This is a genomic window from Frigoribacterium sp. PhB24 (assembly GCF_003755185.1).
Lineage (GTDB): Bacteria > Actinomycetota > Actinomycetes > Actinomycetales > Microbacteriaceae > Frigoribacterium.
Genome location: NZ_RKIC01000012.1, coordinates 178,588 through 196,561, shown reverse-complemented (window position 1 = coordinate 196,561; position 17,974 = coordinate 178,588). Strand labels below are relative to the sequence as shown.

Sequence of the window (17,974 nt, the reverse complement as noted above, 5' to 3'; positions counted from 1 at the left end):
ACGCTAAGGCCGTCATGCCGTCGGCGGCACGTCCCAGAGCGGGTGCCCCTCGAAGGGGTGCGACGGCCGGCATCCCGTCGCGGAGCGACCCCCGCTCGCCCTCAATAGGCCCGGAGGACCGTCGCGGACCGCCTCGCCGCCACGAACCCGGCCCGCTCGTACAGGCCCCGGGCACCGGTCGGGCTCGTCGAGTCGACGTCGAGCACGGTCACCTCGAGGCCGTCGGCGGCGTGAGCGCTCAGGGTCGACGCCAGCAGGGACTGGGCGAGGTGCCGTCCACGCCACGATCGACGCACACCGACGTACTCGACGTAGGCGGAGCGCCGTCCGAGAGCGGCCCAGTCCTCGTGGTCGACATCGCTGAGCACGAACGCGACGACCTGCTCGGCGCCGTCCGGGTCGTCGAGCGGCCGGGCCACGGCCAGCATCGAGAGGTCACGCCGGAAGGTCCCGGCGCCGACCATCCGGCCCCAGCGGTCTTCGCTCGTCGGCTGACTGCCCCAGTGGTCACGGAAGGCGTCGTTCCGCGCGTGCCGGGCAGGCTCGACCCACTCGTCGGTCATCGTGACCAGGCGGGCGGCCGGGTCGAGCGGGACGTCACGGATCGGTTCCGCGAGTTCGCGACGCAGCTCGGACCACCAGCGCGCCTCGTCGAACCCCGCCCGACGGAAGAGCGCACGCGAGGCGGTGGCGTCCTCCTCGACGTCCGTCCCGAGGCCGGCGGGCAGCCGCTCGTCGCAGGTGGCGAGCTGCTGTTCTCCGCGGGCGCGCTGCCACGTGAGCAGTCGACGGCCGATGCCCTCGCCTCGCCTGGCCGGGTCGACCCCGCCGGTCACGTCGACCCAGACCATGCTGACCCGGGTCGGCCTGAGGTGGCTGAGCCCCCAGGCGACGAATCGCCCCTCGCGGTCGACGGCGACCGTGCTGTCGCGCTCGAGATCGATGCCGGGAGCGGTGAGGTCGTCGCGCACCGCTGCGAGCGAACGACCGCGATCGGGGTGGTCGACGGCACCGACACGTACGCAGAGGGCGCGCAGTGGCTCGAGGTCGTCGAGCGTGAGCGGCCGCCAGGAGACATCTGCGACGGGCTCGGGCGACGTCGGCACGCCGGACCCCGCCACCCGGTCGCGCACGGGACGATCGGCGCTGCCGATGCTGACCCCCTCGGCGGCCTCGCCCCGAGGCGCGACGGCTGGGGACGGGGTGGCCGGTGCTCCGACCGTGGAGCCTCCGGCGACGGAGGTCGTGGTGGCGGGCTCGGCGGGCTGGTCGTCAGGCATCCGTCCATCCTGCCGGGTCGGCTCCCGCCGCCGCCTCAGCCCGGCGGGGGAACAGCGGCGGCATCTCGCGCCGCGCCTCCTCCCCGCACCCCGCACCTCTCGCATGCCGCGCCTCCCCCCGTGCCGCGCCTCCCCCCGCTCCCACGCGCCGATCCCGACCTGACCTTCACCGGAAGACGTGCAATTCCCGACAGCTCGGCCCCGACACGCCGCCCATCTCGGCTCCGAACGCCCCGCCGAGGCCTGACTGGTCGCGAAGTGCACACAGGGACGGGGCGGGGGACGACGAAGGGCCCCGGTCCGCACGATGTGCGGATCAGGGCCCTTCGAGGCGAGGCCTTCAGGAGGCGCGGTGCGGGTCAGCCCCTCGCCGCGCCTCCGTCAGTCGCTCAGTTGTAGGTGCCGGGCGTGAAGTCGTCCGACGAGAACGAGTCGAAGTCCACGAAGCTCAGGTCGGCTTCGTTGAACGACGCATCGTCGGTGAAGACGCGGTTGGGGTACCGCTCGGCCTTCGCCTCTTCCGTCGCCTCGACCGACACGTCGCGGTAACGCGACAGGCCGGTGCCCGCGGGGATGAGCTTTCCGATGATGACGTTCTCTTTCAGACCGACCAGCGGGTCGCTCTTGCCTTCCATGGCCGCCTGCGTCAGGACGCGGGTCGTCTCTTGGAAGGACGCGGCCGACAGCCACGACTCGGTCGCCAGCGAGGCCTTCGTGATGCCCATGACCTCTTGACGAGCGGACGCGGTCCGCTTGCCCTCGGTCAGTGCCGCACGGTTGATCTCGTTGTACTTCGACCGGTCGACGAGCTCTCCGGGGAGGAGGTCGGTGTCGGCGTGGTCGACGACCGTGACCTTGCGGAGCATCTGACGGACGATGACCTCGATGTGCTTGTCGTGGATCGGCACACCCTGCGAGCGGTAGACGTCCTGGACGCCGCCCACGAGGTGCTGCTGCACCGCACGGACGCCCTTGACCCGCAGGACCTCTTTCGGGTCGACCGCACCGGCGATGATCTGCTCGCCGAGCTCGACGTGCTGACCGTCCTCGACGAGGAGGGTCGAACGCTTGAGCACCGGGTAGATCACTTCTTCGTCGCCGTTGTCGGGCTGCAGGATGACGCGGCGAGCCTTGTCGGTGTCCTCGATCGTGATGCGACCGGCCGAGTCGGCGATCGGGGACGCACCCTTGGGGGTACGCGCCTCGAACAGCTCGGTCACGCGGGGCAGACCCTGCGTGATGTCGTCGGCCGAGGCCGAACCACCGGTGTGGAAGGTACGCATGGTCAGCTGCGTGCCGGGCTCACCGATCGACTGGGCCGCGATGATGCCGACGGCCTCACCGATGTCGACCAGGTTGCCGGTGGCCAACGAACGGCCGTAGCACTGGGCGCAGACACCGACGGCGGCCTCGCAGGTGAGGACGGAACGGACCTTGATGGTCTCGACACCGGCCGCCACGAGCTCGTCGATCAGCACGTCTCCGACGTCGGCGCCGGCCTCGGCCAGCACCGTGCCCTTGGCGTCGACCGCGGCAGCCGCGAGCGACCGTGCGAACACGGTGTTCTCGACGGTCGCGTCGCGCACCATGACGCCGTTGGCGTCGGGTGCGGCGATCGGCATCTCGAGGCCGCGCGAGGTGCCGCAGTCGTCCTCACGGATGATGACGTCCTGCGACACGTCGACGAGACGACGGGTCAGGTACCCCGAGTCGGCCGTACGGAGGGCCGTGTCGGCCAGACCCTTGCGGGCACCGTGCGTCGCGATGAAGTACTCGGCCACCGACAGACCCTCGCGGTACGACGAGATGATCGGGCGGGGGATGATGTCACCCTTCGGGTTGTTCACCAGGCCTCGCATGCCGGCGATGTTGCGCACCTGCAGCCAGTTACCTCGAGCACCCGACGTCACCATGCGGTTGATGGTGTTGTCGATCGGGAAGTTGGCCCGCATCTCGGCGGCGACCTCGTTCGTGGCCTCCGTCCAGATCTTGATCAGGTCGGCACGACGCTCGGCGTCGGAGATGAGGCCCTTGTCGAACTCGGACTGCACCGCCGCGGCCTGCTTCTCGTAACCCGCGACGATCTCGGGCTTGCGCGGCGGCGTGAGCACGTCGGACAGCGCCACGGTGACACCCGAACGCGAGGCCCAGTAGAAGCCGGCGTCCTTGATGTTGTCGAGGGCTGCCGCGACGGCGACCTTCGGGTAGCGCTCGGCGAGGTCGTTGACGATCGTCGAGAGCATGCCCTTGTCGGTCACCTGCTGCACGAACGGGTAGTCCGCCGGCAGGTTCTCGTTGAAGAGCGCACGACCGAGGGTCGTCTCGAGCAGGATGTCCTGCCCGACCTCGTAGCCCTCGGGAGCCTCGCCCTCGGCGAAGTGCACGCCGTTCATGCGGATCTTGACCATCGCGTTGAGGTCGAGCGAGCCCTGGTCCTTCGCGAGGATCGCCTCGGCGACCGACGAGAAGGCACGGCCTTCGCCCTCGGCGCCTTCGGTGACCGTCGTCAGGTAGTGCAGACCGATGATCATGTCCTGTGCGGGCAGGGTCACCGGACGACCGTCGGACGGCTTCAGGATGTTGTTCGACGCGAGCATCAGGATGCGCGCCTCGGCCTGGGCCTCGACGGACAGCGGCAGGTGCACGGCCATCTGGTCACCGTCGAAGTCGGCGTTGAACGCCGCGCAGACGAGCGGGTGCAGCTGGATGGCCTTGCCCTCGACCAGCTGGGGCTCGAACGCCTGGATGCCGAGACGGTGCAGGGTGGGTGCACGGTTCAGCAGCACGGGGCGCTCGCGGATGATCTCTTCGAGGACGTCCCAGACCTGCGGGCGCGAACGCTCGACCATGCGCTTCGCCGACTTGATGTTCTGAGCGTGGCTCAGGTCGATCAGGCGCTTGATGACGAACGGCTTGAACAGTTCGAGGGCCATCTGCTTGGGCAGACCGCACTGGTGCAGCTTCAGCGTCGGGCCGACGATGATGACCGAACGACCCGAGTAGTCGACGCGCTTGCCGAGCAGGTTCTGGCGGAAGCGACCCTGCTTTCCCTTGAGCATGTCGCTCAGGGACTTCAGGGCACGGTTGCCGGTACCGGTGACGGGGCGACCACGACGACCGTTGTCGAACAGGGCGTCGACGGCCTCTTGCAGCATGCGCTTCTCGTTGTTCACGATGATCTCGGGGGCACCGAGGTCGAGCAGGCGACGGAGGCGGTTGTTGCGGTTGATCACGCGACGGTAGAGGTCGTTCAGGTCGCTGGTCGCGAAGCGGCCACCGTCGAGCTGCACCATCGGGCGCAGCTCGGGCGGGATGACCGGGACGACGTCGAGGACCATGGCGGCCGGCGAGTTGCCGGTGGCCAGGAACGAGCTGACGACGCGCAGGCGCTTGATGGCGCGGATCTTCTTCTGACCCTTGCCCTCGGAGATCTGCAGGTGCAGGTTCTCGGCCTCGGTGGTGAGGTCGAAGCCCTCGAGGCGCTTCTTGATCGCCTCGGCGCCCATGTGGGCCTCGAAGTAGATTCCGAAACGGTCCTGCAGCTCGTGGAAGACGGCGTCCTCGGGTTTGAGGTCGCCGACCTTGAGGCTGCGGAAGTCCTCCCACACGCGCTCGAGGCGGTTGATGTCCTCGTCGAACGACTTGCGCGTCTGCGACATCTCTTTCTCGGCGCCGTCTTTCGCACGACGCTTCTGGTCGCTCTTCGCGCCTTCTTCTTCGAGGACGGCCAGGTCGTCCTCGAGCTTCTTCAGGCGGTCGGCGATGCGCGTGTCGCGCTGCGACTCGAGCTGCTTGATCTCGAGACGGAGCTCGTTCTCGAGCCCGGGCATGTCGGCGTGACGACCCTCTTCGTCGATCGAGATGACCATGTAGGCCGCGAAGTAGATGACCTTCTCGAGGTCTTTCGGGGCCATGTCGAGCAGGTAGCCCAAGCGCGAGGGGACGCCCTTGAAGTACCAGATGTGCGTGACGGGAGCGGCGAGCTCGATGTGGCCCATGCGCTCACGACGCACGGACGACTTCGTGACCTCGACGCCGCAGCGCTCGCAGACGATGCCCTTGAAGCGGACGCGCTTGTACTTGCCGCACGCGCACTCCCAGTCACGCGAGGGCCCGAAGATCTGTTCTCCGAAGAGACCGTCCTTCTCGGGCTTCAGCGTGCGGTAGTTGATGGTCTCCGGCTTCTTGACCTCACCGTGCGACCAGGCGCGGATGTTCTCGGCAGTGGCGAGGCCGATCCGCAGCTCATCGAAAGTTGTTGCTTCGATCAAAATTTAATCCCTTGTCAGATGTATCGACGTGTCGTTGTGGGAAGGGGGCTTAGATCTCGTCGACGTTCGACGATTCGAAGCGGGAGGAGATGTTGATGCCGAGCTCTTCGGCGGCACGGAAGACCTCGTCGTCCGTGTCGCGCAGGCTGACCGTCTGGCCGTCCGCCGAGAGGACCTCGACGTTCAGGCAGAGCGACTGCATCTCTTTGATGAGGACCTTGAAGCTCTCGGGGATGCCGGGCTCCTGGATGTTCTCGCCCTTGACGATGGCTTCGTACACCTTCACGCGGCCGAGGATGTCGTCCGACTTGATGGTGAGGAGCTCTTGCAGCGCGTACGCGGCGCCGTAGGCCTCGAGGGCCCAGACCTCCATCTCGCCGAAGCGCTGGCCACCGAACTGCGCCTTACCACCCAGCGGCTGCTGCGTGATCATCGAGTACGGGCCCGTCGAGCGTGCGTGGATCTTGTCGTCGACGAGGTGGTGCAGCTTCAGGATGTACATGTAGCCGACCGAGATCGGGTTGGGGAACGGCTCACCCGAACGACCGTCGAACAGACGCGCCTTACCGGACGAACCGATCAGACGCTCACCGTCACGGGTCGGCAGGGTCGAGTCGAGCAGACCCTCGATCTCGCGCTCGGCGGCGCCGTCGAACACCGGGGTGGCGACCTTCGTGCCCGGAGCGGCGCTGAGCGCCTCTTCGGGAAGGTTCTTCGCCCACTCCTGGATGCCCTCGACGTTCCAGCCCTGCGCGGCGATCCACCCGAGGTGGATCTCGAGCACCTGGCCGAAGTTCATGCGGCCGGGCACGCCGAGCGGGTTGAGGATGATGTCGACGGGGGTGCCGTCCGCGAGGAAGGGCATGTCCTCGACGGGCAGGATCGTCGAGATGACGCCCTTGTTGCCGTGGCGACCGGCGAGCTTGTCGCCCGCGGTGATCTTGCGCTTCTGGGCGATGAACACGACGACGCGCTGGTTGACGCCCGAGCCGAGCTCGTCGTCTCCGTCTTGCGAGTCGAAGACCTTGACGCCGATGACTGTTCCCTGCTCGCCGTGAGGCACCTTCAGGGACGTGTCGCGGACCTCGCGGCTCTTCTCGTTGAAGATGGCGCGCAGCAGGCGCTCCTCGGCGCTCAGCTCGGTCTCGCCCTTGGGCGTGACCTTGCCGACGAGGATGTCACCGGGACGCACCTCGGCACCGATGCGGATGATGCCGCGCTCGTCGAGGTCGGCCAGCAGGTCGGGGCTGACGTTGGGGAGATCACGGGTGATCTCTTCCTTGCCGAGCTTCGTGTCGCGGGCGTCGACTTCGTACTCTTCGATGTGGATCGACGAGAGCGTGTCGTCCTTCACGAGGTTCTGCGACAGGATCATCGCGTCCTCGTAGTTGTAGCCCTCCCACGGCATGAACGCGACGAGCAGGTTCTTGCCGAGCGCGAGCTCGCCGTTCTCGGTCGCGGGACCGTCGGCGATGACCTCGCCGACCTCGACGCGCTGGCCGGCGTCGACGATCACGCGGTGGTTGTAGCTGGCGCCCTGGTTGGAGCGGTCGAACTTGCGCAGGTAGTAGTCCTGCGTGCCGCCGTCGTCGAGCTGGACGGTGACGACGTCGGCCGACACCTCGGAGACGACACCCGCGGCGTCGGCGGTGACGACGTCACCGGCGTCGATCGCGGTGTAGCCCTCCATGCCGGTGCCGACGAGCGGGCTCTCGCTGCGGACGAGCGGGACGGCCTGACGCTGCATGTTGGCACCCATGAGGGCACGGTTCGCGTCGTCGTGCTCGAGGAACGGGATCAGCGACGTGGCCACCGACACCATCTGGCGCGGCGAGACGTCCATGTAGTCGACCTCGGCCTTGTCGACGAGCTCGACCTCGCCGCCCTTCTTGCGGACGAGCACCTTGTCGTCGACGAAGTCGAACTTGTCGTCGAGGGGGGCGTTCGCCTGCGCGACGACGTAGTCGTCCTCTTCGGAGGCGGTGAGGTAGTCGATCGTCGTGGTGACGTTGCCCTTGTCCACGCGACGGTAGGGCGTCTCGATGAAGCCGAACGAGTTGATGCGCGCGAAGGACGCGAGCGAACCGATCAGACCGATGTTCGGGCCTTCAGGGGTCTCGATCGGGCACATGCGGCCGTAGTGCGAGGGGTGGACGTCGCGGACCTCGACGCCGGCGCGCTCACGCGACAGACCGCCGGGGCCGAGCGCGCTCAGACGACGCTTGTGCGTCAGGCCCGAGAGCGGGTTGTTCTGGTCCATGAACTGCGACAGCTGCGAGGTGCCGAAGAACTCCTTGATCGCGGCGACGACGGGGCGCACGTTGATCAGGGTCTGCGGCGTGATCGCCTCGATGTCTTGGGTGGTCATGCGCTCACGAACGACGCGCTCCATGCGCGACAGACCGGTGCGGACCTGGTTCTGGATCAGCTCGCCGACCGCACGGATGCGACGGTTGCCGAAGTGGTCGATGTCGTCGACGTCGAGACGCAGCTGGACGGGCTCGCCGTCGCGCGTGCCGTTCATCGACTTCTCTTCGGCGTGCAGCGACACGAGGTACTTGATCGTGGCGACGATGTCGTCGACGGTCAGGACCGAGTCGCCCAGGGGGGCGTCGATGCCGAGCTTGCGGTTGATCTTGTAGCGACCCACCTTGGCCAGGTCGTAGCGCTTGTGGTTGAAGTAGAAGTTGTCGAGGAGCGCACGCGCGGCCTCGGCAGCGACCTGCTCGCCCGGACGCAGCTTGCGGTAGATGTCCTTGAGCGCCTCTTCTTTGGTGAGGATGGCGTCCTTCTCGAGGGTGGCCTCGATCGAGGCGAAGCCCTTGAACTCCTCCATGATCTCTTCGCTCGTGAGGCCGAGGGCCTTGAGGAAGACGGTCACGCTCTGCTTGCGCTTGCGGTCGATGCGGACGCCGACCTGGTCGCGCTTGTCGATCTCGAACTCGAGCCAGGCACCACGGCTCGGGATGACCCGAGCCGAGTAGATGTCCTTGTCGCTGGTCTTGTCGGAGGCGCGCTCGAAGTAGACGCCCGGGCTGCGGACGAGCTGCGAGACGACGACACGCTCGGTGCCGTTGATGATGAACGTGCCCCGCTCGGTCATGAGCGGGAAGTCGCCCATGAAGACCGTCTGGGTCTTGATCTCACCGGTCAGGTGGTTCATGAACTCGGCGTTCACGTAGAGCGGCGCGGCGTAGGTCTTGCCACGCTCTTTGCACTCGTCGATCGTGTACTTGGGCTCTTCGAGCTCGGGAGCCGTGAACGAGAGCTGCATGGTCTCGCCGAGGTCTTCGATCGGCGAGATCTCTTCGAAGATCTCTTCCAGGCCCGAGTGGAGGGCCAGGTCGGTGCGACCCTGCTCGGTCGCCTCGGCGAGGCGGTCCTTCCAGATGTCGTTGCCGACGAGCCAGTCGAAGCTCTCGGTCTGCAGCGCCAGCAGGTCGGGGACCGTCAGCGTGTCGGTGATCTTGGCGAACGAGAGCCGCGATGCGTTGCGACCGTTCTTGGGTGAGTTGGTGGATGCGTTGTTCGCAGCAGCCAAGGAAGTAACCTCCGTGGACCCCGTCGGGTCATCACTGTCGGACAGTATGTGGTGAGTGAGTGAACGGCCCTACCCGGCGGACACCATCCACCCCGCCGTCATATTCGGGGGTGGGTGTCTCGAGACGTTGTCGACCGCAATATGACGACAGGACGCACGGGGAGCGCAAAGGTCCATACTAGGTCGCCCCGGACACGCCTGGCAAGCCCTGTCGTTGACCTTTCGCTCGAGCTTCGGTATAACCCGGGCGCATGCACAGGCATTCCACGGGATGGGGGGCCGCGCGCGCCTCCTCGTCCCCGGGATGGGAGGCTGGAGGCATGGCCGCACAGCACGACGAACCGCCCGTCGAGATCTCGATCGGGGCGGGCCTCGCCCGCGTGGACGAGGACCGGCACCGCCCCGGTTCGTACACGCTCGTCGTCGACGGCACACCGCAATCGCACGTCGACCTCGACGATCCGACGCACCTGGCGTTCGAGTACGTCCGGCGCATCGGGCACGCCGTCGACCTGCTGCCCGAGGGCCCGGTCACGGCCCTTCACCTCGGCGCCGGCGCCCTCACCCTGCCCCGCTACGTCGAGGCCACCAGGCCGGGCTCGCGCCAGCAGGTGATCGAGCTCGAATCCGACCTCGTGGCCCTGGTCCGCGAGACGTTGCCGCTGCCGCGCGGGGCCTCGATCCGGGTGCGCTACGGCGATGCCCGCGAGGTCATGGTGAAGTTGCCCGCCGGGCTGCGCGGCACGGTCGACCTGCTGATCGTCGACGTCTTCGGCGGCTCGCAGATCCCCGCGCACGTGACCTCGCTCGAGTTCTACACGGCGGCGGCCGAGTTCCTGTCGCCGAGCGGCATGCTGATCGTCAACTCGGCCGACGGTGCGGGGTTGGCCTTCGCCCGGGGGCAGGCGTCGACGCTCGCCACCGTCTTCGAGCACGTGGTGGCGGTCGCCGACCCCGCCACGCTCAAGGGCCGGCGCTTCGGCAACGTCGTGCTGATCGGCTCGCCGTCGCCGCTGCCGACCGATCGCATGCCGCGGCTCTACTCGTCGGACCCGCTGCCGGCCAAGGTCGTCCACGGCCGCGAGCTGCGCGACTTCGTCGCGGGGGCGCCCGTGGTCACCGACGCCACGGCCGTGCCCTCGCCCGAACCGTCGCGGAGCGTGTTCGGCGCGCGCTGACCGGGACGCGTCGGGCGGGACCGCGGGGCGGGACCGCGGGGCGACCGCCGCACGCCACATCCTGTTCGCCGCATCCCGCCACGTCATGGGCACGACGCCACGACAAAACGTGGCGAAGTGTCCATTTCGTGGCGCCGCGGCGCGGCGCGGCGGCGCGGCGCGGCAGCCCGACCGCGGTGGGGCCGAGCGACGAGTGCGGGGCTACTGGTCGGCGCGGGGAGCGGGGGCACCGAGGGCGGCGCGCAGGCGTGCCTCGGCGTCGTCGGGTGCCTTCGCCGCCTCGACGTTCGCCTCGGTGACGGCCTTGATGACCTCTTCGCGCTGGATCTTGACCCCCCGCGGAGCGTCGATGCCGATGCGCACGCCGTCGCCACGGGAGTCGAGCACCGTGATGACGATGTCGTCGCCGATCACGATGCGTTCTCCGACCTTGCGTGTCAGCACCAGCATCGGGCCAGCTTACTGAGCGTGGGGCGGTCCGGTCACGACGACAGGCAGGAGGCGCGGCTCAGCGGGTCGCGCCACCTTCGCGCCAGCCCACCGGCACGCCGAGCAGATGCACCGTGCCCGGGGTCGCCGTGTCGTCCTCGCCGACCACCGCGGCCGCGGCCACGGGCGTCACCGCCCGGACGGACTCGACCCAGCGGGCGGTGTCGTCGTGCTTGCGACCGACGTCGACCGCGACCCAGACCTGGTCGGCGGCGATCGCCTCGAGAGCGGCGGGCGCCGCGGCGTCCCAGGCCAGGGCGGTCACCACGGCGGAGTTCTCGTGCACGCCGGTGGCCCGGGCCAGGATGCCGCTGCGGCGATCGGACACGTCGACCGAGCGCAGCCCGAACGTCGACGCCATCTGGGCTGCCACGCGGAAGGCGTCGCCGGGGCGACCGACCACCACGACGAGGTCGCCTGCCCCGCGCGACACGTCGGGCGCGGGCGGCACACCCGGGGAGGCCACGGCCCGGGCCTGCGCGGCGAGGGCGTCGGCGGCGGCCGCGAGCGAGGCGGCCGTGCGACGGGGAGCGGCCCCGCGCGGCGCGTCGGGGTCGGCGGCGTCACCGTCGGCGAGGGCCGTGGGGCCCGCGCCCGCGCCCGCGGCTCCGGCCCCGAGGCCGGCGGCACCGGCGGCGGGCGCGATCCCGTTGAAGGTGAGGTCGTCCATGATCGATGCGAAGGCGTCGGTGCGCGTCGAGACGTCGGCGGCGGCCGGGACCGGCACCGCGCCTCCTGCCGTCGACGTCGTGGCCGAGGCCCCGCCCGCGGTCGACGCGGCGGCCGCCGCGGCCCGGGCGGCCCGGCGCGGGCTCGCGGGCGTGGCCGAGCCGGTCAGCACGTCGTCGAACCCGTCCCGCACCGGGGCGCTCGACGAGGCCACGGCACCCGGGGCCATCGACGCCGACCAGGCGGCCCGGGGCGCCGGAGCTCCCGCCTGCAGCGCGTCCTCGGCCTCGTCCGCCGACGCCAGCAAGGCCGCGATCCCCGCGCGTTCCGCGGGCACCGGCGTCGTGATGCTCACGCGTGCGACGGGCAGGTCGACGCCCGCTTCGGGCACCTCGACCGTGACCTCGTAGTGCTTGCGGGCGAAGAAGCCGGCGACTCCCCCGACGGTCACCCTCTGGGCCGCGACGATGCGCGCCGAGGCGCCGTGGGTCGCCCGCACCTCGCGGCGCAGCCCGTCGAGCGACTCGCCGGTCATGACGATCGTGGTCGCCATGTCAGGCCACGATCGAGTCGGCGGCGCGCACGACGCCGACGGTCTCGATGGTCGACCCGGCGGCGGTGGCCTCCTGGTACGACAGCACCGGCAGGCCGTTCTGCTGCGCCGACACCAGCCGGTGGATGGCCGGTCGCAACGCGGGGGCGCAGACCAGCACCGCGCTGAGCCCCTGCGCCTCGACCGACTGCACGGCCTCGCGCAACGACCCGAGCACCTGCTCGACCCGGTGCCCGTCGAGCAGGATCTGCGTGCCCTGGTCGCTCGGCCGCAGCCCCTCGAGCATCGACTGCTCGAGGGTCGGGTCGATCATGATGACCCGCAGCACCCGGCCGTCGAGGTACTGCGCCGTGAGCGCGGGCCCCAAGGAGGCGCGGGCCGCCTCGACGAGTCCCTCCGGGTCGGTGGACACCTTCGCCCGCAGCGTCAGCCCCTCGCAGATCCGCGCGAGGTCGTTGATCGGGATGCGCTCGGAGAGCAGGCCCTGCAGGACGCGCTGCAGCTCGGCGAGCGACAGCATGCTGGGCACGAGGTCGTCGACGGCCGGCGCGTTGACCTGCTTGACGCCCTCGGTCAGCACGCGGACGTCCTCGCGGGTGAGCAGGCGGGCGGCGTTGTCGGCGATGATCGACGAGAGGTGCGTCACCAGCACCGAGACGCGGTCGATCACGGTGGCGCCGGTCATCTCGGCGCTGTGCCGCATCTCGGCGGGCACCCACTTGCCGGCGAGGCCGAAGACCGGCTCGACCGTGGCGGTGCCGGGCAGACCGTCGAGCGCGTCGCCGAGGGCGAGCACCGAACGGGCCGGGGCCTGACCGCGACCGGCCTCGACGCCCGCGATGCGGATCGAGTAGGTGGCCGGGGGCAGGTCGACGCTGTCGCGGGTGCGGACGGGCGGCACGACGATGCCGAGGTCGACGGCGATCTTGCGGCGCAGCGCCTTGACCCGGCCGAGCAGGTCGTCCGACGCTCCCCCGACCATGTCGACGAGGTCGGGCGCGAGCAGGATCTCGAGCGCGTGCACCCGCATCTGCTCGAGCAGGTCGTCGGTCGTGTCGGTGGGGGCGACGACCGCCGCCTGCTGCTCCGCGAGGGCCGCGCGCGCCTCCTCGGCCTTGGCGGCCACGCCGAGCCGGTAGGCGACGATCAGCAGCGCCCCGCCGATCAGCAGGAACGCCACGATGGGCATGCCGGGGATGAAGCCCATGCCGATGGCGGCGGTTCCGGCCACGGCGAGCGCGATGCGCGACTGCCCGAGCTGCGACGCGGCCTGCGCGCCCATCTCGGTGTCGGCGCCCGAGCGGGTGACGATCATGCCGGTCGAGACGGCCATCAGCAGTGCGGGGATCTGCGTGGTCAGGCCGTCGCCGATCGTCAGCAGCCCGTAGTGCGAGAGGGCGTCGCCGATGGCCATGCCGTTCTGCAGGGCCCCGATGGCGATGCCGCCGACCAGGTTGATGATGATGATGATGATGCCGGCGATCGCGTCGCCCTTGACGAACTTCGACGCACCGTCCATGGCACCGTAGAAGTCGGCCTCGGCGCTGACGTCGGCGCGACGCTGCTTGGCGACCTCGTCGGTGATCAGGCCCGCGTTGAGGTCGGCGTCGATCGCCATCTGCTTGCCGGGCATGGCGTCGAGGGTGAACCGTGCGCCCACCTCGGCGACGCGCTCGGCACCCTTCGTGACGACCACGAACTGGATCACCACGAGGATCAGGAAGATCACCGAACCGATGATGATCGAGCCGCTCACCGCCACGTGCCCGAAGGCCGCGATGACGTCGCCCGCGTAACCGTCGCCGAGCACGAGGCGCGTCGACGCCACGTTGAGCCCGAGGCGGAACAGCGTGGCGACGAGCAGCAGCGACGGGAACACCGAGAAGTCGAGGGGCTTCTTGACGAACAGCGTCGTCAGCAGGATCACCAGGGCCAACAGGATGTTGAGGATGATCAGCACGTCGAGCAGCGGCGCGGGCACCGGTACGACGAGCAGCAGCACGATGCCGACGATGCCGACCGGGACGGCGAGCTTGGGCAGGGTGGACTTCATCGGGTGCCTCCAGAGGTGGCGGGACGGACGGAGCGGGAGGGCGCAGGAGGCGCGGTGCGCGAGGACGGGGAGCCCGCGGCCGTCGCGGCGGTCGCGACCTCGCGGGCGATGCGGAGGCGGCGGGGGACGGCGTCGGCCTCGAGCGACTCGGGGGCGAGGACGCCCGCCACCTCGTCGGCCGTGGTGACGCGGGGCGGCGTGTGCGTGCCCTTCAGGGTGCCGCGGGCCTTCAGCGCCATGACGAAGGTGAGCACGCGGGCGACCGGCGTGTAGAGGTCGACGGGGATCTCGTCGCCGAGGCCGCAGGCGGCGTGCAGGGCGCGGGTCAGGGGCACGTCGACGACGAGCGGGACGCCGTCGGCCGTGGCCTGCTCACGGATGCGGGCGGCGACCGTGCCGGCGCCCTTCGCGACGACGCGCGGTGCCGACTTGCCGGGCTCGTACCTCACCGCGACCGCGTAGTCGGTCGGGTTGACCATGACGACGTCGGCGTCGGCGATGGCCCCGATCATGCGGTTGCGGCTCATCGCGAGCTGACGGGAACGACGCTGCGACTTGACCAGCGGGTCGCCGTCGCTCGACTTGCTCTCGTCCTTGACCTCTTTCTTGGTCATGCGCGTCTTCTTGCGGTTGCGACGCATGACGACGAAGACGTCGGCGAAGGCGAGCAGCAGCCCCGCGGCGATGGCCGCCTTGATGAGGATGCCGGTGCCGGCCTTGGCCTCCTCGAGCACGGCCGAGACACTGAGCCCGCCGCCGCTCGTGAGCACGGGCATCAGGCCCTGGATCGCGAACCAGAGCACGAGGCCGACGACCGTCGTCTTGATCAGGGCCTTCACGCCGTTCCACAGCGCCTGTGTGCCGAAGGTGTTCTTCAGGCCGTTGAGCAGGTTGAACTGCTCGTAGTTGCCGGTCATGCGCTTGATGTGGACGCCGCCCTGCACGATGGCGGTCGCGAGCACGGCGGCGCCGACGACGGCGAGCATCGGCCCGATCGTCGCCCCCATCGTTCCCGCGCCCTGCATGAGCTCGGTCACGACGGTCGCCGAGTCGGGGTGCGTGATGGCCTGACGGATCGAGAACATCTGGTCGACGCCCGCGGAGGAGGCGCGCTCGATGGTCGACGGGATCATCACGGCGGCGGCGCCGACGCCCACCCAGGCGCTGAGGTCCTGCGACCGCGACAGCTGGCCCTTCGAGTGGACCTCTTTCATCCGCTTGTCGGTCGCGGCCTCGGAGCGCTCGCCGGAGTCGTCCGCCATGTCAGCCCACCCCCAGCAGCATGTCGGCGGCGTCGCCGGTCAGCGAGGCCACGACCCCCGGCAGCGCGAGGAACACGCCGCCGGCCAGCATGACCGTCATGAGGATCTTGAGCGGGAAGCCCATCGCGTAGGCGTTGAGCGCCGGCGCGACCCGCGAGAGTAGGCCCAGGCCGACGTCGGCGAGGAACAGGACGACGCAGAGCGGCCCGGCGATCTGGATCGTCGAGAGGAAGAGCTGGCTGACGCCCGTGGTCAGCAACTCGACCGGGCGGGTGAGGTCCATGCCGAGGCCGAGCGGCACGGCGTCGAAGGAACGCGTGAGCCCGCCGATGATCAGCTGGTAGCCGCCCGTGGCGAACATCAGCGCGAGCGCGGTCATCTGGAACAGCCGGGTGAACTGCGCGCCGTTGACCATCGACTGCGGGTCGAAGGCCTGCGCGAGCGTGAAGCCGCCGAAGAGGTCGATGAGGCTGCCGGCCGCCTGCACGGCGGCGAAGGCGACGAAGACGAGGAACCCGAGCACGGCGCCGACGACGATCTCGAGCACCAGCGCCATGACGAACGGGCCCGTCTCGAGCGACACGTAGCCGGGCGCGACCCGCGGCGCGACGGCGAGCGCCAGCCCGATGCCGAGCATGGCCTTGACCCGTGCCGGGAAGGCCCGGTACGAGAACGGAGGCGCGATCACGAGGAACGCGGTCATGCGGACGGCGGCGAGCAGGGTGGCCTCGAGCCAGCTCAGGTCGAACGACACGGTCGCCCCTACCCGCCGCTGAGCAGCTGGGGGATGCGGTCGAACACCATGGTCGTGAACGACACCATCTCGCTGATCATCCAGTGGCCGGTGACGACGAGGGCGATGCCGACGGCGACGGCCTTCGGCACGAACGAGAGGGTGACCTCCTGGATCTGGGTGATCGACTGCAGCAGCGAGATCGCGAAGCCGACGACGAGCGAGGTGATCAGCACGGGCGCGGCGAGCTTGCCCGTGATGATCAGGGCCTGCATCGAGAGGTCGAGGACGGCGTTGGAATCCATCAGGCACCCACCTGGTAACTCTCGATGAGGCTCTTGATGATGAGGCCCCAGCCGTCGACGAGCACGAACAACAAGATCTTGAAGGGCAGCGAGATCATCACCGGCGGCAGCATCATCATGCCCATCGACATGAGGGCGGCGCTGACGACGAGGTCGATGACGAGGAAGGGGATGAAGATGACGAAGCCGATGATGAACGCGGCGCGCAGCTCGCTGATCATGAACGACGGGATGAGCGTCAGCATGGGCACGTCGGCCTGGCTGGCAGGGTTCGGCTGGTTCGCCGACCGGGTCATCAACGCGAGGTCCTCTTCACGGGTGTGGGCGAGCATGAACTCGCGCAGCGGAGCGATGCCCGCGTCGATCGCGCCCTGCAGGTCGAGACGGCCGTCGAGGTAGGGCTGCACGGCGTCCGTGTTGATGTGGGTCAGGATCGGAGCCATGATGAACAGGCTCAGGAACAGGGCCAGCCCTGCGAGCACCTGGTTCGGCGGGATCGAGGGCAGCGCGAGCGCGTTGCGCGTCATCGCGAGCACCACGAAGATCTTCGTGAACGACGTCATCATCAGCAGCAGTGCGGGCGCGACGCTCAGCAGCGTGATGCCGATCAGCGTGACGACGGCCTGGCTGGGCGCTCCGTCGGGGCCGTTGATGTCGATGTTCAACCCACCCGAGCCGGTACCGTCCGACGTCGTCTGGCCGGTGTCGGTGAAGTCGGTGGGCGTCGTGCCGGTGGTGCCCTCGGTGCCGTCGCCGTCCGTGGCCGGGGCCGTGGGAGCGGTGGGCGCCGTCGGCGCCACCGGGGCGGCGTTCGCCTGCTGACCGATCAGCATGACGAGCGCCGACGCCACGACGAGCGCGAGCAGGGTGACGACGACGGCCCGGGCGAAGCGCGTGTCGGCGAACCGCACGGGGGCGACGCCGACCACCGAGCGGCCGAGGGGGGCGCCGTGCAGGCCGTCGCGCAGCGTGGGACGGACGAGCCTGCGCAGGGCGGACGAGAAGGAGGGGCGGGTCGGGGACGCGGACGACCGGCGGCCGGTCATCCGGCTCGTCCGCTGCGCAGGGCCGCGGCGGCCTGGCGCCAGGTGTCGGGGGCCAGGATCGAGCCCTCGAGCGACCTCACGGCGCGGCCACGACGACGCGCGTCGAGGTCACGCGGACGCGAGACGGCGGCCCGACGGGCGGCACCGCGGGGACGCAGCATCTCGACGGGGGTCGCGTCGACCGGGCGGGCGGGCAGCTCGTCGCGGGCCGAGGCGCTCTCGGCGGACAGGACGGACGCGAACGCGACGGGCGCGATCGGGGTGACCCGCGCCTCCTGCGCCGCCGGCTCGGCCTCGGCACCCGTGGGGTCGGGGACCAGCGTGAGGGCGCCGGCGTCGACCGGACGGTCGGCGGCGGCCAGCACGGTCACCGACGACTCGGTGACGCCGAGCACGAGACGCTCGCCCTCGACGTCGACCACGACGACGCTCGCCTTCGCGCCGACGCCCTGACGGGCGACGACCGAGACCTGCGACGTGGCGCGGGTGCCCGCGCGACCGCCCTTCACCAGGCGCTTCTGCAGCACCCAGAGCAGGGCGAGGACGACGCCCAACGAGAGGACGACCCGCAGGCCGACGACGACGGTGTCCACG

The 17,974-nt window shown here is 69.8% G+C and carries 12 protein-coding genes; 1 reads left to right on the top strand and 11 read right to left on the bottom strand.

All coding sequences use genetic code 11. From position 1 onward, the window contains the following. Nucleotides 1–101: 101 nt before the first annotated feature. The 3 genes from EDF50_RS10845 to rpoB all read right to left on the bottom strand — a co-directional run bounded on the left by EDF50_RS10845 (nucleotide 102) and on the right by rpoB (nucleotide 9,092). On the bottom strand, nucleotides 102–1,280 hold the full coding sequence (locus EDF50_RS10845; protein ID WP_158612692.1) for a GNAT family N-acetyltransferase: 1,179 nt from the start codon (nucleotides 1,278–1,280) through the stop codon (nucleotides 102–104). A gap of 389 nt (nucleotides 1,281–1,669) precedes the next feature. Next, nucleotides 1,670–5,551, bottom strand: a complete 3,882-nt coding sequence (locus EDF50_RS10840; RefSeq protein ID WP_123519569.1) for a DNA-directed RNA polymerase subunit beta' — start codon at nucleotides 5,549–5,551, stop codon at nucleotides 1,670–1,672. Between the two features lie 49 nt (nucleotides 5,552–5,600). Continuing rightward, nucleotides 5,601–9,092, bottom strand: a complete 3,492-nt coding sequence (rpoB, locus tag EDF50_RS10835; RefSeq protein WP_123519568.1) for a DNA-directed RNA polymerase subunit beta — start codon at nucleotides 9,090–9,092, stop codon at nucleotides 5,601–5,603. Nucleotides 9,093–9,412: 320 nt separating this feature from the next. Here rpoB and EDF50_RS10830 point away from each other — a divergent pair, with 320 nt between their 5' ends. Then, nucleotides 9,413–10,270: a spermidine synthase gene (locus EDF50_RS10830; RefSeq protein WP_123519567.1), complete on the top strand. Its 858-nt coding sequence runs from the start codon at nucleotides 9,413–9,415 to the stop codon at nucleotides 10,268–10,270. 201 nt (nucleotides 10,271–10,471) lie between these two features. On the opposite strand, the gene csrA is transcribed toward EDF50_RS10830, so the two are convergent. Genes csrA through EDF50_RS10790 form a run of 8 tightly spaced genes read right to left on the bottom strand, consistent with a single transcriptional unit; the run spans nucleotide 10,472 to nucleotide 17,973 of the window. After that, nucleotides 10,472–10,720, bottom strand: coding sequence for a carbon storage regulator CsrA (gene csrA, locus EDF50_RS10825; RefSeq protein ID WP_043596512.1), 249 nt, complete (start codon nucleotides 10,718–10,720; stop codon nucleotides 10,472–10,474). 58 nt (nucleotides 10,721–10,778) lie between these two features. Then, entirely contained in the window at nucleotides 10,779–11,981 is a 1,203-nt protein-coding gene (locus EDF50_RS10820; RefSeq protein ID WP_123519566.1) for a hypothetical protein, read from the bottom strand. 1 nt (nucleotide 11,982) lies between these two features. Next, nucleotides 11,983–14,034 carry a flagellar biosynthesis protein FlhA gene (locus EDF50_RS10815; RefSeq protein WP_123519565.1) on the bottom strand — a complete coding sequence of 684 codons (2,052 nt, stop codon included), beginning with the start codon at nucleotides 14,032–14,034 and terminating at the stop codon, nucleotides 11,983–11,985. Beyond that, a complete protein-coding gene (locus EDF50_RS10810) occupies nucleotides 14,031–15,296 on the bottom strand; it encodes a flagellar biosynthesis protein FlhB (protein ID WP_123519564.1) in 1,266 nt (421 codons plus the stop codon). The genes EDF50_RS10815 and EDF50_RS10810 overlap by 4 nt, the downstream gene beginning before the upstream one ends. Before the next feature lies 1 nt (nucleotide 15,297). Then, nucleotides 15,298–16,050, bottom strand: a complete 753-nt coding sequence (locus tag EDF50_RS10805) for a flagellar biosynthetic protein FliR (protein ID WP_255410080.1) — start codon at nucleotides 16,048–16,050, stop codon at nucleotides 15,298–15,300. Nucleotides 16,051–16,058: 8 nt separating this feature from the next. Continuing rightward, complete coding sequence (fliQ, locus tag EDF50_RS10800; protein WP_123519563.1) at nucleotides 16,059–16,334, bottom strand: flagellar biosynthesis protein FliQ; 276 nt, start codon at nucleotides 16,332–16,334, stop codon at nucleotides 16,059–16,061. Then, nucleotides 16,334–17,380 (bottom strand): flagellar type III secretion system pore protein FliP, encoded by a 1,047-nt coding sequence (gene fliP / locus EDF50_RS10795; protein WP_370453994.1) that lies wholly within the window; start codon nucleotides 17,378–17,380, stop codon nucleotides 16,334–16,336. Before fliP ends, fliQ begins: the two co-directional genes overlap by 1 nt. After that, on the bottom strand, nucleotides 17,377–17,973 hold the full coding sequence (locus tag EDF50_RS10790) for a flagellar biosynthetic protein FliO (RefSeq protein WP_158612691.1): 597 nt from the start codon (nucleotides 17,971–17,973) through the stop codon (nucleotides 17,377–17,379). The genes fliP and EDF50_RS10790 overlap by 4 nt, the downstream gene beginning before the upstream one ends. Between the last annotated feature and the right edge of the window lies 1 nt (nucleotide 17,974).